The following is a 22302-nucleotide window of genomic DNA, read 5'->3' on the forward strand; positions in this document are numbered from 1 at the left end:
CTATTGCAAGACCATTGCAACGTTCCAGGGAGCTTCACGTGAAACGCATCGCGCCGACCGTAAATCCAGGCCAGCAGCCCGACAGGCACCGTGTTTTCAAGGCGGCGCAGGGCGCGCTTACTGTGCTGGCGCTTGCCGTCAGTGGTGCCAGCGTTGCAATGGCGGCGCCCATGGAGGCGCCCACCGCTCAGCACGCAGCTGTACGCAAGCATTACCAGATTGCGGCAGGCCCGCTGGCGCCCGCACTCAATCAGTTGGCGGGCGCCACCGGCGTGATGCTGACCTTTTCCCCGGAGCTGACCGACAAGCGCCAGACCCAGGGCCTGGATGGCGAGTACAACCGCAAGGAAGCCTTCGACCTGCTGCTGATGGGTACCGGGCTGCGCATCGTGCAGCTCAAGGACAAGAGCTTCGTGCTGCGCGCCGATGAACAGAGCCGCAGCGCGCTGGAGGTGGGCCCCACGCTGGTCAACGCACTGGGCGAGCGCCCGGGCGTGATCCGCAGCAGCCGCGAAGTGCACGCCGAACGCCAGGACCTCAACAGCCTGGTGCGTTCCATGCCCGGTACCTACACCCTGCATTCACGCAGCCAGCCCGGGGTTTCGGTGAACATCCGCGGGCTGTCGGGCCTGGGGCGGGTCAACACCATGATCGACGGCGTGACCCAGACCTTCCGCAACAACGCCGGTCACGGTTCGGGCGGGCCGATGGCCTTCGTCGACCCCAACCTGCTGGCCGGTGTCGATGTGCAGCGCGGCGCGGTGGACGGCGCCGAAGGGGCCAATACCCTGGGGGGCACCGCCAACTTCCGCACCTTCGATATCGACGACATCGTCAAGCCCGACCACCGCGTGGGTGTGCGCAGCACCTACCGCACCGGCAACAACGGTTACGGCAACACGCGCATGCTCGCCGCTGGCGCACGAACCCGTCCCGAGGATAGCGAGGGCGTGTACGGCATCGTCGCCGCCGCCAGCAGTTCGCAAACCGGCGAATACAAGACCAGCTCCGGCCAGGAAAACCACTACGACACCACCAAGCAGAGCCCGCGCTCGGGCCTGCTCAAGGTGCGCCTGCAGCCCAACGACCTGCACCGCCTGGACCTCAGCGGCGTGCAGTATCGCAACGAGTTCTACCACAACTACCCATGGGAACTGCGCAACGAAACCTACCGCGCCAAGTACGCCTACACGCCCTACAACGAATGGGTGAACCTGACGGTCAACGCCTACCAGAACAAGACCCAGCTCGATTACCCGCCGGTGGAGGAATCCACCTTCATCGGCCGCAAGACCCACGACGATGCCCACGGTTTCGACTTCACCAACCTCAGCCGTTTCAACCTCGGCCCGGTGGAAGCGAGCTGGAGCAACGGCATGCGCTACTACACCGACGACTTCGTTGCCGACACGCCGGAAAAACGCGGGGCCAACCCCGAAGGCAAGCAGCAGACCGAAAGCCTGTTCAGTACCCTGGAGCTGGACTACGACATCTATGCCATGACCCTGGGCATGCACTACGACGGCTACAAGGTCAGCGGCCACGTGCCCAAGTGCTCGATTTTGCGCGAGTGCACGGGTATCGGCGGGGGCGATGTGGACATCACCCGCCGCGAGCACAGCTTCAACCCGCGTATCGGCTTTGCCGTAAAGCCCTATGACTGGATGCAGCTCTACACCAGCTGGTCGCGCACCTCGCGTGCACCGCGGGTGCAGGAGATGTTCTTCGAGAAGGTGCCGATGACCGCCGATGCCAGCGATGCCGACGGCGTGGGGGCCAACCCGTACCTGCGCCAGGAGCGCTCCACCAACTACGAGTTCGGCTTCAATCTCAGTCGCGCCGGGCTGTTCAGCAGCAACGACTACGCCCAGCTCAAGGTCAACCGCTTCATCAGCAAGATCGACGGCTATATCACCCCGCAGTCGTTCGACATCGTCGATGACGACGGCGAATACTCGGCCAAGGCCAACTGGGTCAACTGGCCCGAGCAGGTGCGCATGAGCGGCTACGAGATCGAGGGCCGCTACGACGCAGGCTTCGTCTACGCCAACCTCTCCTGGACCCGCGCCACCACCAAGGCGCCGACCACCTCGGGCATCGAACTCGAAGACATCAACAGCCAGCCCGACCGCTACTGGACCCTCGACCTGGGCACGCGCTGGTTCGACGAGCGCGTGGTGCTCGGCGCCCGCGGCGAGTACTCCGGCCCTGCCGAAGAAAGCTGGGACTGGTACGAAACCAGGAAGACACAGTCCACCGGCGTGATCTGGGACCTTTACGGCAGCTGGCAGGTGCAGCAGAACGTCAGCCTGTTCTTCAACGTCGAGAACGTGGAGAACAAGACCTACAGCTACAACGCCTCGGTGGACTCGATCATGTCCGCCTCACTGGACCGCGGTACCGGGCGTGGGCGTACCACCTCGTTCGGCGTCACGTTCGAATACTGACCCCACAGGACCCTCTCATGTATACGAACTGCCTGCTTGGGGCATGCCTTGCCCTGCTCGTCGGCTGCGCCACGGTCAATACGCCGCCGGCCCAGACCGCCTATGCCCGTGTCGAAGCCAATATCCCCGGCTGGGGCGCGATCGTGGATGTGCGCAGCGGCCAGCAGATCGATGCCGGGCAATTGCTCGACGTACTGGCGCAAGCCCCCACGGTGATGGTGGGGGAGACCCACGACAACGTGGCTCATCACCTGATCGAGCAGTGGCTGGCCACCGGCCTGGCCGAGCGGCGCCAGCAAGGCGCCGTGGTGCTCGAGATGCTCGATAGCGATCAGCAGCGCCCGGTTGGCGATGTGCAGGCGTGGCTGGGCGCAGGCAACCACGTGCGGCTGGCGCGTCTGCGCAAGATCATGCAGTGGGATGAGCGCTGGAGCTGGGAGCAATACGGCCCGTTGATGCAGGCACTGATGCAGGCCCCGGCCCCGGTGCTGGCCGGCAACCTGTCTCCCCGCGAACGCAAGCAGGTGGCAGCCGACGCGCCTGCGGATGCGGCCAGCCTGTTTCCGCAAGCGGCAATCGCCGAGGTGCAACGTCAGCGCATCGTGCAGATGCACTGTGGCGAGATCGACCTGCCGCGACTGAACGCCATGCTCGCCATTCAGCACGGTCGCGACCGGCGCATGGCCCAGGTGCTCGACGCCGCGCCGGCCCCGCGCCTGTTGTTCGCCGGTGTGCTGCACACCCTCAAGTCCCAGGGCGCGCCCCAGTACCTCAGGCATGGCGCGCGCGATCCCGGTTTGAAGGTGCTGGTGCTGGGTGAGGAGGGCCAGGCCCCAGCCGTGCAGGATGCCGACTTCGTGTGGCTGTTGCCCAGCCAGGACGGCGACGGCGTTGCGCTTGCCCCGGCGGCTGCCAGCTGCGACGCACCCTTGCAGCCACCCCTTCACTGAACCTTTTCTGCTCACAAGGAATCCCCACATGCCTGCTATTACTGCCAGCGACCTCCGCCAACGCCTTGGGCAAGACTGCCTCAGCCTCGCCCTGCCTGCCGCCGAAGTGGCGGCCCGGCTGTATCACCTTGGCCCGCTGAGGGTCATGACCCAGGCCAGTCATGCATTCCTCGACCAGGTGGGGCGCTTCCCACGGTCGGACGATGTTGCCCAGGTCGGTCTGGTGCTTGGCGAAGATGGCCTGGACCTGCGCCTGAACCTGCGCGCCTGGCACTGGCTGTGCCTCACCCGTGGCCAGGCCGCTGGTGATTTCGAGCTGCGGGTGTTCGACCGGCATGCCGCGCCGCTGTTGCGCCTGGCGTCGCTACCCGGCTCGAACCTGCAGGCGTGGGCCGAGCTGTATGCCCAGGGCAGCCTGGAGCAGCCGCACTTCACACCGCGCGAGGCGCTGGTCAAACAAGACGTACAGGTCGCCGGGCTGGTCGACGACTGGGCGGCGATGGGGGATGTGCATGACCACTTCGCGCTGCTCAAGCGTCATGGTCTGACCCGCTATCAGGGCAACCAGGGCGTGGCCCCGCAGTTTGCCCGGCGTATCGGCAGCGCGGGCACTGCGGCGCTGCTCGGGCAACTGGCCGACAGCGGGCTGGAACTGATGGTCTTCATCTATAGCCCCGGCTCCACGCAGATCTACACCGGCAAGCTCGACGGCGCCACGCGGCAGGGCGACAGCCTGGTGTTCGACATGCCGGGTGACGGTGACGCCGCACCAACCCGTTTCGGCATACGTGACACTGTCGAAGCCGAAGCCTGGCGCGTGTACAAACCCAATGCCGTAGGCGGGGTCAACAGCCTGGAGATCTTCGATGCCGAGCAGCGCCTGATCGTGCAACTGTTCGGGCGTCGCCCTGCCGGGCAGCCCGAACAGCCAGCCTGGCGCGAGTTGCTCGATCGGTTGGAGTCGGGGCAATGAGCGCTCGGCTGCTGAGTGTGTGCCTGCTTCTTTTAATAGGTACAGCGCCCGTGCATGCCGATCAGGCCGACACATTGGTCATCGGCAACGACCTGGCCGAGATTGCCGCGCAGTTGCAGGCCACTTCGCGGTTGGTGGGGCGTGACGATTCCAGTCACTACCCACCCGAAGTGGCTCGCCTGCCGTCGGTGGGCTATCTGCGCCAGTTGTCGTCCGAAGGCATCCTGAGCCTGCATCCGCGGCGGGTGGTGCTCAGCGATGCGGCGCGTCCGGCCGTGGTGCTGCGCCAGCTGGATACCGTGGGCGTCGAGGTCATCGAAGTGCCCAGGGGCAAGCGCATCGCCGATATCCCACGCAAGATAGAACAGGTGGCCAAGGCCTTCGACCGTGAAACCCTGAGCCAGCCGCTGGTTGCAGAGCAGCAACGTCTGGCCGCCGAGCTGGCTGCACTGGCGCCGCTCAAGGGCCCCAGGGCGCTGTTCATCTTCAATCGAGCGGGCATGATCCCGCTGATCATGGGGCGCGGCACCGAAGCCCATGCCGCACTGGAGCAGGCGGGCATCGAGAACTGCGCGCCGTTCAGTGCCTACAAGCAGGTGGCGGCCGAAGCGATGGTGTCGCTTGCACCGGATTTCGTGATCATCAGCCGCGCCGGGTTGCAGGCCCTGGGCGGCGAGGACAACCTGTGGAAGCTCGGCGGCCTGGCGCTGACCCCGGCCGGTCAGCACCGGCGCCTGGTGCAGGTGGACGATCAGGCGCTGCTCAACCTGGGCCCACGCACCGTGGCGGCCATGCTGCAACTGCGCCGTGATGCCGGGGCGCTGTTCCCATGACGCGCTCGCACACCCGCTCATTGCCCACGCTGTTGCTGATGCTGGCCGGCCTGTGCGCCTTGCTGGCGCTGTGCTCGCTGGTGGGCAGCATCGGCCTGTCGCCGCGCATCCTGCTGGGCCATCTGCCCGCGCCGCTGGAATGGCAAGTGTGGAGCGAGGTACGCCTGCCGCGGCTGCTGCTGGCGGTGCTGGTGGGCTCGACCCTGGCAGCAGGCGGCACCGCCATGCAGGGGCTGTTTCGCAACCCGCTGGCCGACCCCACGCTGCTGGGCCAGGCCAGCGGTGCGGGGTTGGCGGTGTCGATCTGGATCGTGCTGTTCAATGGGCGTTTTGCCGGCCTGGAGCTGTATGGGCAGTTTCTGGCCGGGTTTGTCGGGGCGTTGCTGGTAACGCTGGTGATCTTCCGCATCGGGCGCGGCTACAAGGGTCGTGAATCGACTATCACCCTGCTGTTGGCCGGCCTGGTGATCAATACCCTGACCGGCGCGGTGGGCGGCATGCTGACCTTTATGGCCAGCGAAGAACAGTTGCGCCAATTGAGCCTGTGGGGCATGGGCAGCCTGGGCAGTGCCGAGTGGTCGACCCTGAGCGTAGCGCTGGTGGTGTTGCCGTTGACCTTGCTGGTGCTGGTGCGCAGCGCCGCCGACCTGGACCTGTTCCAGTTGGGTGAGGTGTCTGCCCATGCGGCGGGGCTCAATGCCGAGCGCCTGAAAAATCGCATTGTGCTGGCCTCCTCGCTGGGCGTGGGCCTGTGCGTCGCACTCACCGGCATCATCGGCTTCATCGGCCTGCTGGTGCCGCACTGCCTGCGCCTGTACTTCGGGCCGGGCCACCGTCTGCTGATTCCGGCCTCGATGCTGTGCGGGGCGATTCTGCTGCTGCTTGCCGACACCCTGGCGCGCAGCCTGGTCAGCCCTGCCGAGATTCCGGTCGGCCTGGTCACCAGCGTGATCGGCGGGCCGTACTTTCTCTGGTTGTTGCTGGGCCGCAAGGTCCGGGAGTTCTGAATGCTCGATCTTCTCGCTGTCGGCCTGCATCGGCCATTTGCCCTCAGCCCGGTCACCGAGGCCATACAGGGCGGCCAGCTACTGGGGCTGATCGGCCCCAACGGCGCAGGCAAAAGCACATTGTTGTCGCTGATCTCCGGCTATATCACGCCCGACTGCGGCGAAGTGCGGCTGCTCGATCAGCCGTTGAGCGCCTATTCGCCGCGCCAGCTGGCGCGCAACCGCGCCCTTGTCACCCAGCACATGGACAGTGCGTTCGACTGGCAGGTCGGCGAATTCATCCAGCTGGGCCAGGGGCATGCCGGGTTGCCGTGCGCCGGCATCGTCGAGGCCATGGACATCACTCATCTGCTCGACCGCGGTGTGCTGTCGCTGTCGGGCGGCGAGTTGCAGCGGGTGACCATCGCCCGCGCGCTGAACCAGTTGGCCATCAGCCCTGCGGGCCCCACCGAGGGCCAGGCGCCGCGCCTGCTGCTGCTCGACGAGCCCACCAGCGCGCTGGATATCGGCCAGCAGCAGAATCTGATGCGCCTGTTGCGCCGGCTGGCCCGCGTGCCACATATCGCGGTGGTGTGCGTGCTGCATGATCTCAACTTGGCGGCGCGCTACTGCGATCGGCTGTGGCTGATGGAAAAGGGCCGGTTGTGCGCCAGCGGGACCCCCGCACAGGTACTGAATGCACATACCATCGAGACGGTGTTCGGGGCCCAGGTCAGTGTAACGGCGGGGCCCGGCCACGCGGTGGGCATCGAGCTGGCGTGCTGAATGGCCAGTTCCCTCAGCGGGCGCTGACCGTGACCCAGTAGCGCGAGCGCCGGTTGATGCTGACCGGCAGCGACTGGGTCAGCGCGTCGAGTACCGCATCGCTGTCGGCCAGCGGGTAGACCCCCGAGATGCGCAGGTCGGCCACTTCACTGGCGCAGCGCAACAGGCCGGGGCGATAGCGCGACAGTTCGGCAATGAAGTGCCCCAGGCGCATGTCGTCGGCCTCCAGTGCGCCTACGCCCCATGAAGGCTCGCGGCCCACCCGGGTGCTGTCGTCGATGCGCATGGCAGTAAAGCGTGTGCGCTCACCGGCACTGAGCCGCTGTGGCGTGGTGTGCCGCGGGCTGAGTTTCAGCGCGCCTTCGAACAGTTGCACATCGGTGCGCTCGGGCTGCACCTGCACCACGAACCGGGTGCCCAGCGCGAGGACGCTGCCCTGGGCGGTCTTCACGCTGAAGGGGCGCTGCGCGTCATCATGCCCGGTACTGATCAGCAGCCGCCCACTGCGCAGGTGCAGGGTGCGCTGGGTGGGGGTGAAGTCCACCTCCACCGTGCTGTCGGCATCCAGGGTCAGTTGGCTGCCATCGGCCAGGGTGATGTGTCGAGGGGCGCTGGCGCCATTGTGGTAGGCCAGGCCCGCACCGCTGCGCCAGGGCTCGCGGTAGGCCAGGCCGCCGGTGCCGCCGGCCAGGGCAAGCAGCAGCAATGCCTTGACCACCCGCCGACGACTGCCGCCGCCGTGGCTGAGGCTGCGGTAGCCGGCGGTGGGCTCCAGCCCGGCCAGGCGACCGCGCAGGCTTTCTATATGCAGCCAGGCGCGTTCGTTGTCCGGGTCGGCGGCGCGCCAGCGTGCAAAGGCCTGGGCCTGCTCGGGCGGCAGGTCGCCGTCCATCCAAAGGGTCAGCCAGTGGGCAGCCTCACGGGTGGTGCGGGGCTTGAAGGCCGGTTGCGGTGTGCTCATGGCAGCTGCGCAAAAAAACAGTGCTGGTTGGCGCGCACCAGGTACAGCTTCACCGAGCGTGTGCTGACTTGCAGGCGCTCGGCGATCTCGGCGATCTTCAGACCCTGCAGGTGCGACAGCAGAAACGCTTCGCGGACCTTGGCCGGCAGTTCGTCGAGCAGCCTGTCCAGCAGGGTCAGGGCTTCAAGGGCCAGGGTGCGCACCTCGGGCGAGGGCTCCACGGCTTCGGGCAGGTTGGCCAGGGCTTCGAGATAGGCCTGCTCCACCAGTCGGCGCCGGTGTACGTTCGCCATCAGGCGCCGCGCCACGGTGGACAGGAACGAGCGCGGCTCGCGGATGCTGAACAGGTCCTTGGAGGCCAGGATGCTCAGGAACGTGTCCTGGGCCAGGTCAGCCGCCGACTCCGGGCAACCCATACGGTTGCGCAGCCATTGGCGTAGCCAGCGATGGTGATCGGTGTACAGCGTCTGCAGGTACGCATGGGCGCTGGCAGGGGCGTGTGGGCTGGATTCCATCGAGTGCGATCGGTGCAGGGCTGATGAGGCTGCGGAGTATAACGAGATTATTTCTCAAATGATAATTGTTATTGTTAGTGGGTTGTGGCCGCCAAACCGGCTCCTGCAGGAGCCGGCATGGCCGGCGAAGGCAGCACCGCCGTCTACAGAGCAAAAATCCACGGCACCATCAGCACGCTCACAATCATCACCAGGATCGTGAACGGTACCCCCACCTTCACAAAGTCGGCGAAGCGATACTGCCCCGGCCCCAGCACCAGGGTGTTCACCGGCGACGACACCGGCGTCATGAACGCGGCGGATGCGGCCAGCGCCACGATCATGGCGAACGGGTAGGGCGATGCGCCCAGTTGCTGTGCGGTGGTGATCGCAACCGGCGCCATCAGTACCGCTGTTGCGGTGTTGGAAATGAACAGCCCGATCAGCGCCGTGATCGCAAACAGCGTGGCGAGGATCACGTAGGGCCCGGCACCGCCCAGCACGCCCACCAGGCCGTCCACCGCCAGGGCGATGCCTCCGGTTTTCTGCAACGCCAGGGCAAAGGGCAGCATGCCCACGATCAGTATCAGGCTCTGCCAGTGGATCGCCCGGTAGGCGCTCTCCATGTCGATGCAGCGGCTGGCGCCCATCAGCAGGCAGCCGATCAGCGCGGCGATCACGTTGGGTACCAGGCCGCTGATCATCAGGCCCACCATCACCGCCAGGCTGATCAGCGCATAAGGCGCCTGATTCAGGGCCGGGGCCACGTTGTCCACTTCCGCCGGCAGGCTCAGCACCAGAAAGTCTCGCGGTTGCGTCTGCAGCTGGCGAATCGCCTTCCAGGTGCCGATCACCAGCAGGGTGTCGCCCAGCTTGAGCTTTTCTTCCACCAGTTGCTCGTCGATGGCCGCCTGGTCGCGACGCAGGCCCACCACGTTCAGCCCCCAGCGGCTGCGGAACGTCAGCTCCAGCAGGTTCTTGCCGATCAACTGCGAGCCCGGTGGCAGCGCCACTTCGGCCATGCCCACTTCGCGCGACTGGTCGATGAAGTAGGCGGCCTTGAAGTGCAGAGGCTCCAGGCGCATGGTCTGGCACAGGCTGCGCAGGTCGTCCTTGGGCGAGAACAGGTCAAGCAGCAGCACGTCGCCTTCGTGCACCAGGGTACTGGAGTCGGGGCTGATCACGCGGGTGCTGAACTTGTGCTGGCGCTCGATGCCGACCACGTTGGCACCGTGCTCGGTGCGCAGCTTCAGCTCGCTCAGGCTGTGGCCGATCAGCGGCGAATGGGGCCTGACCCGCAGGCGTCGTTCACGCCCGGCCAGCTTGTAGTCGATGATCAGGTCGAGCAGGGTGCGGCGGGTTTCGGTACTGCCGTCCTTGCGCGTCGCGCTGCCCAGCCAGTTGCGCGTCAGCAGCATGTAGCCCACCCCCAGCACCAGGATCACCAGGCCGAAAGGGGTGAAGCTGAAAAAGCTGAAACCGGTTTCACCGTGGCGTACCAGCTCGCTGTGCACCACCACGTTGGGAGGCGTGGCCACCAGGCTGAGCATGCCGCTGATCAGCCCGGCGAAGGCCAGTGGCATCATCAGGCGGCTGGGCGACACCTTCATGCGTGCGGCGATGCTCAGTACTACCGGGATGAAGATCGCCACCACGCCGGTCGAACTCATCACCGAGCCCAGGCCTGCCACCGACACCATCAGCAGCACGATCAGGCGAGTTTCGCTGTTGCCGGCGCGTTCGGCCATCCACTCGCCGATGCGGTAGGCAATACCGGTGCGCACCAGCCCTTCGCCGATCACGAACAGCGCGGCAATCAGCACCACGTTGGGGTCGCTGAAGCCGGCCAGGGCTTCCTGCACGCTCAGGATGCCGAGCAGGGGCAGGGCGACGATCACCAGCAGCGCCACCACGTCCATGCGCGGGCGATTGATGACAAACAGCGCGACGGCGCTGAACAGCAGGCCAAGGACCCAGAACAATTCGTGATTCATGCAGGTATCCGAAAAGAAGACGCCGGTGAGTCTGGCAGAAACCGGGCGGCCGTTTGTTGATTTGCTGCAGCGCTTGGGTGGCACAGGGCCAGATGTTAAGGTGCGCGGCATTCTGCTGTTCACCTGTCGCCGATGTCACCCTGGCTAGTGACAAATAAGCCAAAGCTGATAGATTTCAGGCGGTTGAAGCAGTGGCCGGGTTATCGGCCGCAGGAAGGAATGCACCATGATTGCAAAAGAATCACGCCAGGCGGTCGCGCTAGAGCGGTTTGCCCAGGCAAACCCGCAGTTGCTCGAAGAGATAGCCGGGCTCAATGCCCACGAGCAACAGCAGCAGATCCAGTGGGCGTTCGATGACCAGGCGCAGGAGCGTGGCCTTCAATCCTGGGAGTTGACCCTGGAGTTGATTGCCGAGTCGCCCGAACAACTGCGCGAGATGCGTCTTGAAGTGCACCGCGAAGTGGCCGAGGCATTGGGCCTGAGCTGGCAGGAATACTGCGAGTTCAACGAAATTGAAGATGCTGCGCCCTGAGGCGCGGTAGTGTGTTGAAAAGTTTCTGTTCCATAGCCTCCACTGGGCATCGGGATGCCCGCCGGTCAGGCCGCAACGCCTTCAACGGCGGGTTCCGGCGCCCGGGCAAGAGGCTTCGGGGCAGTTGTGCGAAATTCAAATGTGCCGCGGCCTGTTCTCCTTGATTTGAACGGGGTGACTTCTGGTGTTTGAGTCACTAGAATGCTTGCCCTTGATTCTGGAGTCGGTATCGCCGGCTAACGTCTGTGCAACGAGGAATATCCATGCAAGTTTCTGTTGAAAATACTTCCGCTCTCGAGCGCCGCATGAGCGTCACCGTGCCGGCTGAGCGTATCGAGAGCCAGGTCAACAAGCGTCTGCAGCAGACCGCCCAAAAGGCCAAGATCGCTGGCTTCCGTCCAGGCAAAGTTCCAATGAGCGAAATCAAGCGCCGTTTCGGTGCTGACGCTCGCCAGGAAGCAGTAGGCGATGTGATCCAGTCCTCCTTCTACGAAGCCGTGGTCGAGCAGAAGCTGAACCCGGCCGGTTCGCCGTCGATCGAGCCAAAGTCGCTCGAAGCGGGCAAGGACCTGGAATACGTTGCCGTCTTCGAAGTGTTCCCTGAGTTCACCGTTGCCGGTTTCGAGTCGATCAACGTCGAGCGCCTGAGCGCCGAAGTGGCTGACGCCGACCTGGACAACATGCTGGAAGTGCTGCGCAAGCAGAACGTTCGCTTTGAAGCGACCGATCGTGCTGCCCAGAACGAAGACCAGCTGAACATCGATTTCGTCGGCAAGGTCGACGGTGAAGTGTTCGCCGGTGGTTCGGCCCAGGGCACCCAGCTGGTGCTGGGTTCCGGCCGCATGATCCCAGGCTTCGAAGAAGGTCTGGTCGGCGCCAAGGCCGGTGAAGAGCGCGTTCTGAACCTGACCTTCCCCGAGGACTATCAGAACCTGGACCTGGCTGGCAAAGCCGCCGAGTTCACCGTTACCGTCAACAGCGTTTCCGAGCCAAAACTGCCTGAGCTGACCGAAGAGTTCTTCGCCCAGTTCGGCATCAAGGAAACCGGCATCGAAGGCTTCCGCACCGAAGTTCGCAAGAACATGGAGCGTGAACTGCGCCAGGCCATCAAGACCAAGGTCAAGAACCAGGTAATGGACGGCCTGCTGGCTGCCAACCCGATCGAAGTGCCAAAGGCCCTGCTGGAAAACGAAGTGAACCGTCTGCGCGTGCAGGCCGTTCAGCAGTTCGGTGGCAACATCAAGCCTGAGCAACTGCCGGCCGAGCTGTTCGAAGAGCAAGCCAAGCGCCGCGTCGTGCTGGGCCTGATCGTCGCCGAAGTGGTCAAGCAGTTCGACCTCAAGCCAGACGAAGACCGCGTTCGCGAAATGATCCAGGAAATGGCCTCGGCCTACCAGGAGCCTGAGCAAGTCGTGGCCTGGTACTACAAGAACGACCAGCAGCTGAACGAAGTCCGTTCGGTTGTGCTGGAAGAACAAGTTGTGGATACTGTTCTGCAGAAAGCGACTGTGACCGACAAATCGGTCTCTTACGAAGAAGCTGTCAAGCCGGTGCAGGCACCTGCCGCTGACTGATTTCCTTCTCTTGTAGGAAAACACCACAAGCCAGCCTTCGAGCTGGCTTGTGCGTATTCAAGACATGACTATTTGGGAGTGAGTGCAGGACATGTCCCGCAATTCTTATTATCAGCAGAGCTCTGACATCCAGGCCGCAGGCGGCCTGGTCCCGATGGTTATCGAGCAATCCGCTCGTGGCGAACGCGCCTATGACATCTACTCGCGCCTGTTGAAGGAGCGGGTGATCTTTCTGGTCGGCCCGGTAGAGGACTACATGGCCAACCTGATCGCAGCGCAATTGCTGTTCCTTGAAGCGGAAAACCCGGACAAGGACATCCATCTCTACATCAACTCGCCGGGTGGTTCGGTGACAGCAGGCATGTCGATCTACGACACCATGCAGTTCATTAAGCCCGACGTTTCCACCACCTGCATCGGTCAGGCGTGCTCCATGGGCGCGTTCCTGCTGGCTGCCGGTGCCCATGGCAAGCGTTTCTGCCTGCCGAACTCGCGGGTGATGATTCACCAGCCGCTGGGTGGCTTCCAGGGTCAGGCCTCGGATATCGAGATCCACGCCAAGGAAATCCTGCAGATCCGTTCGCGTCTGAACGAGCTGCTGGCCCATCACACCGGGCAGGACCTCGAAACCATCGAGCGTGACACCAACCGCGACAACTTCATGAGCGCCGAGCGTGCTGCCGAATACGGCCTGATCGACTCGGTGCTCCACAAGCGGCCTGTTTGATAGGCAGCCAAGCGGGTGGCCGGGCCTTCCCGCCACCTGTGGACTTGAAAAAGCCCGCAATTGCCTTCATCTTGTGTTGCAAGCCTACCGGATTGGATCGATCGAATGACTGACACCCGTAACGGCGAGGACAACGGCAAATTGCTCTATTGCTCCTTCTGCGGCAAAAGCCAGCATGAAGTACGCAAGTTGATTGCCGGCCCCTCGGTCTTTATCTGCGACGAGTGCGTCGACCTGTGCAACGACATCATCCGTGAGGAGGTGCAGGAAGCCCAGGCCGAGAGCAGCGCGCATAAATTGCCTTCGCCGAAAGAAATCAGCGGCATCCTGGACCAGTACGTCATTGGTCAGGAGCGCGCGAAAAAAGTCTTGGCCGTAGCGGTGTACAACCACTACAAGCGCCTGAACCAACGTGACAAGAAGAACGACGATGTCGAGCTCGGCAAGAGCAACATCCTGCTGATCGGACCGACGGGCTCGGGTAAGACCCTGCTCGCCGAAACCCTCGCGCGTCTGTTGAATGTGCCGTTCACCATTGCCGATGCCACCACGCTGACCGAAGCGGGTTATGTCGGTGAAGATGTCGAGAACATCATTCAGAAACTGCTGCAGAAGTGCGACTACGACGTGGAAAAGGCCCAGATGGGCATTGTCTACATCGACGAAATCGACAAGATCTCGCGCAAGTCGGACAACCCGTCCATCACCCGTGACGTTTCGGGCGAAGGCGTGCAGCAGGCATTGCTCAAGCTGATCGAGGGCACGGTTGCCTCGGTACCGCCGCAAGGTGGCCGCAAGCACCCGCAGCAGGAGTTCCTGCAGGTCGATACGCGCAACATCCTGTTCATTTGCGGCGGTGCGTTCTCGGGCCTCGAAAAGGTCATCCAGAACCGTTCCACCCGCGGTGGCATCGGCTTTGGTGCGGAAGTTCGCAGCAAGGAAGAAGGCAAGAAGGTTGGCGAGTCGCTGCGTGAAGTCGAGCCGGACGATCTGGTCAAGTTTGGCCTGATTCCCGAGTTCGTCGGCCGCCTGCCGGTACTGGCAACCCTCGACGAGCTCGACGAGGCTGCACTGATGCAGATCCTCACCGAGCCGAAGAACGCCTTGACCAAGCAATACGGCAAGCTGTTCGAGATGGAAGGCGTCGACCTGGAGTTCCGCAGCGATGCGCTCAAGTCGGTGGCCCGCAAGGCACTGGAGCGCAAGACCGGTGCCCGTGGCCTGCGTTCGATTCTCGAAGGCATCCTGCTCGACACCATGTACGAGATTCCTTCGCAGAAGGATGTCAGCAAGGTGGTGATCGACGAGAGCGTCATCGATGGCTCGTCCAAGCCGCTGTTGATCTACGAGAACAGCGAGCCGCAAGCCAAGGCTGCACCCGACGCCTGAGTCGGGTGACGGCAGCAAACCAGCAAGGGGCCTACGGGCCCCTTTGCTTTTCCTGTCGCAGAGCTTGTTTTTTTGCGGGCCTGCCCCCACATTAACTCCATGCTCAAATTTCCATCGGATTACGGCCATAAGGCCGCTGTAGAGGCGAAATCATGAAGACAACCCTCGACTTGCCTCTTTTGCCATTGCGCGATGTCGTCGTTTACCCGCACATGGTCATCCCGCTGTTCGTGGGGCGTGAAAAGTCCATCGAGGCCCTCGAGGCCGCGATGACGGGCGAGAAGCAGATCCTCCTGCTGGCCCAGAAGAATCCAGCTGATGACGATCCAGGTGAAGATGCCCTGTACCGTGTCGGCACCATCGCAACCGTACTGCAACTGCTCAAACTGCCCGATGGCACCGTCAAGGTGCTGGTCGAGGGCGAGCAGCGCGGTGCGGTTGAGCGCTTTGTCGAAGTCGACGGGCATATTCGCGCCGATGTGGCGCTGATCGACGAAGTCGAGGCCGCCGATCGCGAGTCCGAAGTCTTCGTGCGCAGCCTGCTGTCGCAATTCGAACAGTATGTGCAGCTGGGCAAGAAGGTCCCGGCTGAAGTCCTCTCGTCGCTCAACAGCATCGACGAGCCGGGGCGCCTGGTCGACACCATGGCCGCCCACATGGCCCTGAAGATCGAGCAGAAGCAGGAAATTCTCGAAATCATCGACCTGGGCGCCCGGGTCGAGCATGTCCTGGCCTTGCTGGATGCCGAAATCGACCTGTTGCAGGTCGAGAAGCGCATCCGTGGTCGGGTCAAGAAGCAGATGGAGCGCAGTCAGCGCGAGTACTACCTGAATGAGCAGATGAAGGCCATTCAGAAAGAGCTCGGCGACAGCGACGAAGGCCACAACGAAGTCGAAGAGCTGAAAAAGCGCCTCGACGCTGCCGGCCTGCCCAAGGATGCCTACGCCAAGGCCCAGGCCGAGCTGAACAAGCTCAAGCAGATGTCGCCGATGTCGGCCGAAGCCACCGTGGTGCGCTCGTACCTCGACTGGCTGGTGCAGGTGCCGTGGAAGGCGCAGAGCAAGGTGCGCCTTGACCTGGCCAAGGCTGAAGAGATCCTGGATGCCGACCACTATGGCCTGGACGAGGTCAAGGAACGCATCCTCGAATACCTCGCCGTGCAAAAGCGCGTGAAGAAGATCCGCGGCCCGGTACTGTGCCTGGTCGGCCCGCCGGGTGTGGGCAAGACCTCCCTGGCCGAATCCATTGCCAGCGCCACCAATCGCAAGTTCGTGCGCATGGCCCTGGGTGGCGTGCGTGACGAGGCAGAAATTCGCGGTCACCGCCGTACCTACATCGGTTCGATGCCAGGTCGCCTGATCCAGAAGATGACCAAGGTGGGTGTGCGCAACCCGCTGTTCCTGCTCGATGAAATCGACAAGATGGGCAGCGACATGCGTGGCGACCCGGCCTCGGCACTGCTCGAAGTGCTCGACCCCGAGCAGAACCACAACTTCAACGATCACTATCTGGAGGTCGATTACGACCTGTCGGACGTGATGTTCCTGTGCACCTCCAACTCGATGAATATCCCGCCGGCGCTGCTCGACCGGATGGAAGTGATTCGTCTGCCGGGGTACACCGAAGACGAGAAGATCAACATTGCGGTCAAGTACCTCTCGCCCAAGCAGATCAAGGCCAACGGCCTGAAGAAGGGCGAGCTGGAGATCGACACTGCCGCCATCCGCGACATCATCCGCTACTACACCCGCGAAGCCGGTGTGCGGGGCCTGGAGCGCCAGATCGCCAAGATCTGCCGCAAGGTCGTCAAGGAACATGCCGGGCTCAAGCAGGTGGCCGTCAAGGTCGATGGTGACAACCTGGAGCATTACCTGGGCGTTCGCAAGTTCCGCTACGGCCTGGCCGAGCAGCAGGACCAGGTAGGGCAGGTAACCGGCCTGGCGTGGACCCAGGTGGGCGGCGAGCTGCTGACCATCGAGGCCGCGGTGATTCCGGGCAAGGGTCAACTGATCAAGACCGGTTCGCTGGGCGATGTGATGGTCGAGTCGATCACTGCCGCGCAGACCGTGGTGCGCAGCCGTGCACGCAGCCTGGGGATCCCGGCCGACTTCCACGAGAAGCGCGACACCCACATTCACATGCCGGAAGGGGCTACCCCCAAGGACGGCCCGAGCGCTGGCATCGGCATGTGCACTGCACTGGTGTCGGCCCTGACCGGGATTCCGGTGCGCGCCGATGTGGCCATGACCGGGGAAATCACCCTGCGTGGCCAGGTGCTGGCCATTGGCGGTTTGAAGGAAAAACTGCTGGCAGCACACCGCGGCGGGATCAAGACCGTGATCATTCCAGAAGAGAATGTGCGCGACCTGAAGGAAATTCCTGACAATATTAAACAGGATCTTCAGATTAAACCTGTCAAATGGATTGACGAAGTCCTCCAAATTGCGCTGCAATACGCCCCGGAGCCCTTGCCAGATGTGGCTCCCGAGATTGTCGCCAAGGATGAAAAGCGCGACAGCGATTCCAAGGAACGAATCAGTACCCATTAGTACGTATTTGGCTGGGGGGCCTCCACGACGTTAATTCGGGCCCTTGTTATAAAGCGGCGCCCACTTGTCGGTGGGCCACCCGGCAATCGTTTTGCTTTTCATTACATACTTAGAAACAAACTCAAATAGAGATAAGGGGACTTAGAGTGAACAAGTCGGAACTGATTGACGCTATTGCCGCATCTGCTGATATCCCGAAAGCTGCTGCCGGCCGTGCGCTGGACGCAGTCATCGAATCCGTCACCGGCGCCCTGAAAGCCGGTGATTCCGTGGTGCTGGTCGGTTTCGGTACCTTCTCGGTAACCGATCGTCCTGCCCGTACCGGTCGCAACCCGCAAACCGGCAAGACTCTGGAAATTCCTGCTGCCAAGAAGCCAGGCTTCAAGGCCGGCAAAGCACTGAAAGAAGCCGTCAACTAAGGCGTCTCTTTCAGGCTTCGCCTAACCGGGTCGGGTTTCGCCTGGCCTGGTAGCGCAGCACGGGGAATCGCAAAAACAGATTCCCGTGTGCTTCGCCAGTTACGAGAAGGCGCATCCTCGGATGCGCCTTTCTTCTATCAGGACTCTACCCACGCTCCGCGGTTGTTTATTTAGTACGGCCGTTTCTGGGGGACGCATGCTTCAAAATATCAGGGACAATTCACAAGGTTGGATTGCCAAGACCATCATCGGTGTCATCGTGGCCTTGATGGCGCTGACCGGCTTCGATGCCATCTTCCAGGCCACCACCCATAGCCAGGACGCTGCCAAGGTCAATGGCGACACCATCAGCCAGAATGAGCTGAGCCAGGCTGTCGACATGCAACGTCGGCAACTGATGCAACAGCTGGGCAAGGATTTCGACGCCTCCCTGCTGGATGAAAAAATGCTGCGTGAAGCAGCACTCAAGGGCCTCATCGAGCGCAAGCTGCTGCTCCAGGGCGCCAAGGATGCCAAGTTCAGCTTCTCCGAAGCCGCGCTTGACCAGGTCATCCTGCAAACGCCGGAGTTCCAGGTTGACGGCAAGTTCAGCCCCGAGCGTTTCGACCAGGTGATTCGTCAGCTGGGCTACGGTCGCCTGCAGTTCCGCGACATGCTGGCGCAGGAAATGCTGATCGGCCAACTGCGTGCTGGCCTGGCCGGCAGCGGTTTCGTTACCGATTCGCAGGTCGAGGCATTTGCCCGCCTGGAGAAGCAGACCCGTGATTTCGCTTCGCTGACCTTCAAGGCCGACCCGGCCGCGGTCAAGGTCACCGACGAAGAGATCAAGGCGCACTACGACGAGCACGCCAAGGAGTTCATGAGCCCCGATCAGGTGGTCATCGACTACATCGAGCTGAAGAAGGCCGCGTTCTTCGACCAGGTCAAGGTCGACGACGAGGCGCTCCAGGCGCTGTACCAGAAGGAAATCGCCAACCTGGCCGAGCAGCGTCATGCCGCGCACATCCTCATCGAAGTCAACGACAAGCTTGACGATGCCCAGGCCAAGGCCCGCATCGAAGAGATCAAGCAGCGTCTGGACAAAGGCGAAGACTTTGCCAAGCTGGCCAAGGAGTTCTCCCAGGACCCGGGCTCTGCCGCAACGGGTGGTGACCTGGGCTATGCCGGCCAGGGCGTCTACGACCCGGCCTTCGAAGAGGCGCTGTATGCGCTGAACAAGGGCCAGGTATCGGCGCCGGTGCGTACCGACTTCGGTTGGCACCTGATCAAGCTGCTGGATGTGCAGGCACCTGAAGTGCCGACCTTCGCCAGCCTGAAAGACAAGCTGACCCGCGAGCTCAAGACCCAGCAGGTCGAACAGCGCTTCGTCGAAGTGACCAAGCAGCTGGAGGACTCGGCGTTCGAAGCCTCCGACCTGGCCCAGCCGGCCCAGGAGCTTGGCCTGAAGCTGAACACTTCGGCGCCGTTCGGCCGTGAAGGTGGCGATGGCATCACGGCCAACCGTGCGGTGATCCAGGCGGCGTTCAGCCCGGAAGTGCTGGAAGAGGGTGCCAACAGCACCGCCATCGAGCTGGACCCGGAGACGGTCGTGGTCATCCGTGTCAAGGAGCACCGCAAGCCTGAGCAACTGCCGCTGGAAGTGGTGAGCGACAGCATTCGCAAGCACCTGGCCAGGGAGCACGCCAGTGCGGCGGCCAAGGCCAAGGGCGAGGCGCTGATCGCCGGCCTGCGCGACGGCAAGGTCGAACTGGCAGCCAGCCAGGAAGGGCAGAGCTGGAAGGTCCAGGAAGCGGTCACACGCAACCAGGAGGCCATCGACCCAGCCGAGCTGCAGGCGGTGTTCCGCATGAGCAAGCCGCAAGCCAAGGACAAGCCGACCTTCGGTAGCGTCACCCTGAACGACGGCAGCTTTGTGGTCCTGCGCCTGAACGGCGTCAACGAAGGTGCTGCGGCAAGTGACGAAGAGAAGGCGGCCTACCGTCGCTTCCTGGCGTCGCGTGCTGGCCAGCAGGACTTCGCTGCGTACCGCAAGCAGTTGGAAGAGAAGGCGGACATCACCCGTTACTGAGTGATGCTGCTGTAAACGGAAAGGGCCGCTGATGCGGCCCTTTCTGTTTTTGTGTTGGTTGTACGGGGGCGTTCGCCGGCAAGGCCGGCTCCTACAGGGATCGCAACCTCTTCAGGAGCCGGCCTTGCCGGCGAATAGCCAGATCCCGGACAAAAGAAAAGGCCGCATCAGCGGCCTTTTCCCATCCTGCCAACCTTACTCGGTAAGGTCGCCCATGGCAGTAGTGTTGAAGCCACCGTCCACGTACATGATTTCACCGCTCACGCCCGACGCCAGGTCCGAGCAGAGGAACGCGCCGGCGTTGCCGACTTCGTCGATGGTGACGTTGCGACGCAGCGGGGTCTGCGCTTCGTTGGCGTCCAGCATCTTGCGGAAGTTCTTGATACCCGAGGCTGCCAGGGTACGGATCGGGCCGGCCGAAACGGCGTTCACACGAGTGCCTTCCGGGCCCAGGCTGCGCGCCAGGTAGCGCACGCCGGCTTCCAGGCTGGCCTTGGCCATGCCCATCACGTTGTAGTTGGGCATGGTGCGCTCGGCGCCCAGGTACGACAGGGTCAGCAGGCTGCCATTGCGGCCCTTCATCATGTCGCGACCGGCCTTGGCCAGGGCCACGAAGCTGTAGGCGCTGATGTCGTGGGCAATGCGGAAGCCATCACGGGTGGTGGCCTGGGTGAAGTCGCCGTCGAGCTGGTCGCCCGGCGCGAAGCCTACGGAGTGCACGATGCAGTCCAGGCCGTCCCACTTCTTGCTCAGTTCTTCGAAGACCTTGGCGATTTCTTCATCGCTGGCAACGTCACAGGGGAAGCACAGCTCAGGGCTGGAGCCCCAGCCAGCGGCGAACTCTTCGACGCGGCCCTTGAGCTTTTCGTTCTGGTAGGTGAAGGCAAGTTCTGCACCCTCGCGATGCATGGCGGCAGCGATGCCGGATGCGATGGACAGTTTGCTTGCGACACCGACGATCAGTACGCGCTTACCGGCGAGAAAACCCATGTGTTGTTCCTCTTCAGGTTAATCGACAGCTGTGGGGGCCAAAAAGGCGGCTTCCAGCAGCTGCTGTGTATAGGGATGTTGCGGGGCGCTGAAAATACCCGTAGCCGGACCTTGTTCCACCACCTTGCCCTGCTTGACCACCATCAACTGGTGGCTGAGCGCCTTGACCACCGCCAGGTCATGGCTGATGAACAAGTAGGTCAGGTTGTACTTGGTCTGCAGCGTACGCAGCAGTTCCACCACCTGGCGCTGAACGGTCCGGTCGAGCGCCGAAGTGGGCTCGTCCAGCAGTATCAGCGCCGGTTTCAATACCAGTGCCCGGGCAATGGCAATACGTTGTCGCTGGCCACCGGAGAACTCGTGAGGGTAGCGGTGCCGGGTTTGCGGATCCAGTCCTACTTCCTCGAGCGCCTCCATGATCGCCTGTTCCTGCTCTGCCTCCGTGCCAATCCGATGAATGCGCAGGCCCTCTCCGACGATATCGCTCACGCTCATGCGCGGGCTCAGGCTGCCGAAGGGGTCCTGGAACACCACCTGCATCTGGCGGCGCAACGGCCGCACCTGTTGCTGGGTCAGGCCGTCCAGCGCCTGGCCTTCAAAGCGTATCGCGCCCTGGCTGCCGATCAACCGCAGGATCGCCAGGCCCAGGGTAGACTTGCCGGAACCACTCTCGCCCACGATGCCCAGGGTCTGGCCCTGGGGCAGGCTGAAGTTGATGCCGTCCACCGCCTTGACGTGGTCCACGGTCTTGCGCAGCAGGCCCTTCTTGATCGGGAACCACACGCGCAGGTCCTCGACCTCCAGCAGCGGCGGGCCCACCGGGTTGTCGGCAGGCTTGCCGCTGGGCTCGGCACCGAGCAGCATTTGCGTATACGGATGCTGCGGGGCACGGAACAATTCGTCACACGACGCCTGTTCGACGATGCAACCGCGCTGCATGACACATACGCGGTGGGCAATTCTTTTCACCAGGTTCAAATCGTGACTGATCAGTAGCAGCGCCATGCCCAGGCGCGCCTGCAGGTCCTTGAGCAATTCGAGGATTTTCAGCTGCACGGTGACGTCCAGCGCGGTGGTCGGTTCGTCGGCGATCAGCAGCTCCGGCTCGTTGGCCAGGGCCATGGCGATCATCACCCGCTGGCGTTGACCGCCCGACAGCTCGTGGGGCAGGGCCTTGAGGCGCTTGACCGGGTCGGGAATGCCCACCAGTTCCAGCAGCTCCAGGGTGCGCTCGGTGGCCGCCTTGCCGCGCAGGCCCTTGTGCAGCATGAGAATCTCGTTGATCTGCTTCTCGATGTTGTGCAGCGGGTTGAGCGAGGTCATCGGCTCCTGGAAGATCATCGCGATGCGGTTGCCGCGAATGCGCCGCATCTGTTTTTCTTCGAGCTTGAGCAGGTCCTGGCCTTCGTAGGTGATGCTCCCGCTGGGGTGGCGGGCCAGCGGGTAGGGCAGCAGGCGCAGGATCGAATGCGCGGTCACCGACTTGCCCGAGCCGCTTTCGCCCACCAGTGCCAATGTCTCGCCACGACGGATGTCGAAGCTGATGCCTTCGACCACGCGTTGCTGCTGCGCCCCGGTGACGAACTCCACCGACAGGTCGCGCACTTCGATCAAGGTGTCGTTGCTCATC

The 22302-nt window shown here is 63.1% G+C and carries 18 protein-coding genes; 13 read left to right on the forward strand and 5 right to left on the reverse strand.

Annotated features, from left to right (window positions below):
- Positions 1-38 precede the first annotated feature (38 nt).
- Genes DN388_RS08070 through DN388_RS08095 form a run of 6 tightly spaced genes read left to right on the forward strand, consistent with a single transcriptional unit; the run spans position 39 to position 6975 of the window.
- Positions 39-2447, forward strand: coding sequence for a TonB-dependent receptor (locus DN388_RS08070; RefSeq protein ID WP_254998528.1), 2409 nt, complete (start codon positions 39-41; stop codon positions 2445-2447).
- A gap of 17 nt (positions 2448-2464) precedes the next feature.
- Positions 2465-3397 (forward strand): ChaN family lipoprotein, encoded by a 933-nt coding sequence (locus tag DN388_RS08075; protein WP_254998531.1) that lies wholly within the window; start codon positions 2465-2467, stop codon positions 3395-3397.
- Positions 3398-3425: 28 nt separating this feature from the next.
- Positions 3426-4370, forward strand: a complete 945-nt coding sequence (locus DN388_RS08080; protein ID WP_254998533.1) for a ChuX/HutX family heme-like substrate-binding protein — start codon at positions 3426-3428, stop codon at positions 4368-4370.
- Between the two features lie 50 nt (positions 4371-4420).
- Complete coding sequence (locus DN388_RS08085) at positions 4421-5203, forward strand: hemin ABC transporter substrate-binding protein (RefSeq protein ID WP_168186855.1); 783 nt, start codon at positions 4421-4423, stop codon at positions 5201-5203.
- On the forward strand, positions 5200-6210 hold the full coding sequence (locus tag DN388_RS08090) for an iron ABC transporter permease (RefSeq protein ID WP_054915286.1): 1011 nt from the start codon (positions 5200-5202) through the stop codon (positions 6208-6210). Before DN388_RS08085 ends, DN388_RS08090 begins: the two co-directional genes overlap by 4 nt.
- Positions 6211-6975, forward strand: a complete 765-nt coding sequence (locus tag DN388_RS08095) for an ATP-binding cassette domain-containing protein (RefSeq protein ID WP_058541308.1) — start codon at positions 6211-6213, stop codon at positions 6973-6975.
- 13 nt (positions 6976-6988) lie between these two features.
- Here DN388_RS08095 and DN388_RS08100 read toward each other — a convergent pair whose 3' ends face one another.
- The 3 genes from DN388_RS08100 to DN388_RS08110 form a co-directional block, all read right to left on the reverse strand.
- Positions 6989-7936, reverse strand: coding sequence for a FecR domain-containing protein (locus tag DN388_RS08100; RefSeq protein ID WP_254998537.1), 948 nt, complete (start codon positions 7934-7936; stop codon positions 6989-6991).
- Entirely contained in the window at positions 7933-8451 is a 519-nt protein-coding gene (locus DN388_RS08105) for a sigma-70 family RNA polymerase sigma factor (RefSeq protein ID WP_043864497.1), read from the reverse strand. Before DN388_RS08105 ends, DN388_RS08100 begins: the two co-directional genes overlap by 4 nt.
- 143 nt (positions 8452-8594) lie before the next feature.
- Positions 8595-10424 (reverse strand): SLC13 family permease, encoded by a 1830-nt coding sequence (locus DN388_RS08110; RefSeq protein WP_058541306.1) that lies wholly within the window; start codon positions 10422-10424, stop codon positions 8595-8597.
- A 226-nt stretch (positions 10425-10650) separates the two neighbouring features.
- Between DN388_RS08110 and DN388_RS08115 the strand changes: the two genes are divergently transcribed.
- The 7 genes from DN388_RS08115 (at position 10651) to DN388_RS08145 (ending at position 19682) form a co-directional block, all read left to right on the forward strand.
- Positions 10651-10956, forward strand: coding sequence for a DUF6388 family protein (locus DN388_RS08115; protein WP_043864495.1), 306 nt, complete (start codon positions 10651-10653; stop codon positions 10954-10956).
- A 263-nt stretch (positions 10957-11219) separates the two neighbouring features.
- On the forward strand, positions 11220-12530 hold the full coding sequence (gene tig, locus DN388_RS08120) for a trigger factor (protein ID WP_043864494.1): 1311 nt from the start codon (positions 11220-11222) through the stop codon (positions 12528-12530).
- Positions 12531-12621: 91 nt separating this feature from the next.
- Positions 12622-13257 carry an ATP-dependent Clp endopeptidase proteolytic subunit ClpP gene (gene clpP / locus DN388_RS08125; protein WP_043864493.1) on the forward strand — a complete coding sequence of 212 codons (636 nt, stop codon included), beginning with the start codon at positions 12622-12624 and terminating at the stop codon, positions 13255-13257.
- A 105-nt stretch (positions 13258-13362) separates the two neighbouring features.
- Positions 13363-14646 (forward strand): ATP-dependent Clp protease ATP-binding subunit ClpX, encoded by a 1284-nt coding sequence (clpX, locus tag DN388_RS08130; RefSeq protein ID WP_043864492.1) that lies wholly within the window; start codon positions 13363-13365, stop codon positions 14644-14646.
- Between the two features lie 152 nt (positions 14647-14798).
- Positions 14799-17195 carry an endopeptidase La gene (gene lon, locus DN388_RS08135; protein WP_043864491.1) on the forward strand — a complete coding sequence of 799 codons (2397 nt, stop codon included), beginning with the start codon at positions 14799-14801 and terminating at the stop codon, positions 17193-17195.
- A gap of 146 nt (positions 17196-17341) precedes the next feature.
- Positions 17342-17614: an HU family DNA-binding protein gene (locus tag DN388_RS08140; protein ID WP_003183171.1), complete on the forward strand. Its 273-nt coding sequence runs from the start codon at positions 17342-17344 to the stop codon at positions 17612-17614.
- A gap of 196 nt (positions 17615-17810) precedes the next feature.
- Positions 17811-19682: a SurA N-terminal domain-containing protein gene (locus DN388_RS08145; RefSeq protein WP_054915281.1), complete on the forward strand. Its 1872-nt coding sequence runs from the start codon at positions 17811-17813 to the stop codon at positions 19680-19682.
- A 195-nt stretch (positions 19683-19877) separates the two neighbouring features.
- Here DN388_RS08145 and fabI read toward each other — a convergent pair whose 3' ends face one another.
- Together fabI and DN388_RS08155 are read right to left on the reverse strand one after the other, a co-directional pair.
- Positions 19878-20672 carry an enoyl-ACP reductase FabI gene (gene fabI / locus DN388_RS08150; RefSeq protein ID WP_043864489.1) on the reverse strand — a complete coding sequence of 265 codons (795 nt, stop codon included), beginning with the start codon at positions 20670-20672 and terminating at the stop codon, positions 19878-19880.
- A gap of 18 nt (positions 20673-20690) precedes the next feature.
- Positions 20691-22301, reverse strand: a complete 1611-nt coding sequence (locus tag DN388_RS08155) for an ABC transporter ATP-binding protein (RefSeq protein WP_043864488.1) — start codon at positions 22299-22301, stop codon at positions 20691-20693.
- Between the last annotated feature and the right edge of the window lies 1 nt (position 22302).

Source organism: Pseudomonas sp. S12(2018) (assembly GCF_024355235.1).
GTDB classification, from domain to species: Bacteria; Pseudomonadota; Gammaproteobacteria; order Pseudomonadales; family Pseudomonadaceae; genus Aquipseudomonas; species Aquipseudomonas palmensis.

What these genes read in the sequence shown, in the direction of transcription:
- DN388_RS08080 (WP_254998533.1), top strand. Translation starts at nt 3,426, where the DNA reads ATGCCTGCTATTACTGCCAGCGACCTCCGCCAACGCCTTGGGCAAGAC.
- DN388_RS08090 (WP_054915286.1), top strand. Translation starts at nt 5,200, where the DNA reads ATGACGCGCTCGCACACCCGCTCATTGCCCACGCTGTTGCTGATGCTG.
- DN388_RS08075 (WP_254998531.1), top strand. Translation starts at nt 2,465, where the DNA reads ATGTATACGAACTGCCTGCTTGGGGCATGCCTTGCCCTGCTCGTCGGC.
- DN388_RS08115 (WP_043864495.1), top strand. Translation starts at nt 10,651, where the DNA reads ATGATTGCAAAAGAATCACGCCAGGCGGTCGCGCTAGAGCGGTTTGCC.
- lon (WP_043864491.1), top strand. Translation starts at nt 14,799, where the DNA reads ATGAAGACAACCCTCGACTTGCCTCTTTTGCCATTGCGCGATGTCGTC.
- DN388_RS08100 (WP_254998537.1), bottom strand. Translation starts at nt 7,936, where the DNA reads ATGAGCACACCGCAACCGGCCTTCAAGCCCCGCACCACCCGTGAGGCT.
- DN388_RS08095 (WP_058541308.1), top strand. Translation starts at nt 6,211, where the DNA reads ATGCTCGATCTTCTCGCTGTCGGCCTGCATCGGCCATTTGCCCTCAGC.
- DN388_RS08110 (WP_058541306.1), bottom strand. Translation starts at nt 10,424, where the DNA reads ATGAATCACGAATTGTTCTGGGTCCTTGGCCTGCTGTTCAGCGCCGTC.
- tig (WP_043864494.1), top strand. Translation starts at nt 11,220, where the DNA reads ATGCAAGTTTCTGTTGAAAATACTTCCGCTCTCGAGCGCCGCATGAGC.
- DN388_RS08145 (WP_054915281.1), top strand. Translation starts at nt 17,811, where the DNA reads ATGCTTCAAAATATCAGGGACAATTCACAAGGTTGGATTGCCAAGACC.
- DN388_RS08155 (WP_043864488.1), bottom strand. Translation starts at nt 22,301, where the DNA reads ATGAGCAACGACACCTTGATCGAAGTGCGCGACCTGTCGGTGGAGTTC.
- clpP (WP_043864493.1), top strand. Translation starts at nt 12,622, where the DNA reads ATGTCCCGCAATTCTTATTATCAGCAGAGCTCTGACATCCAGGCCGCA.
- clpX (WP_043864492.1), top strand. Translation starts at nt 13,363, where the DNA reads ATGACTGACACCCGTAACGGCGAGGACAACGGCAAATTGCTCTATTGC.
- DN388_RS08105 (WP_043864497.1), bottom strand. Translation starts at nt 8,451, where the DNA reads ATGGAATCCAGCCCACACGCCCCTGCCAGCGCCCATGCGTACCTGCAG.
- fabI (WP_043864489.1), bottom strand. Translation starts at nt 20,672, where the DNA reads ATGGGTTTTCTCGCCGGTAAGCGCGTACTGATCGTCGGTGTCGCAAGC.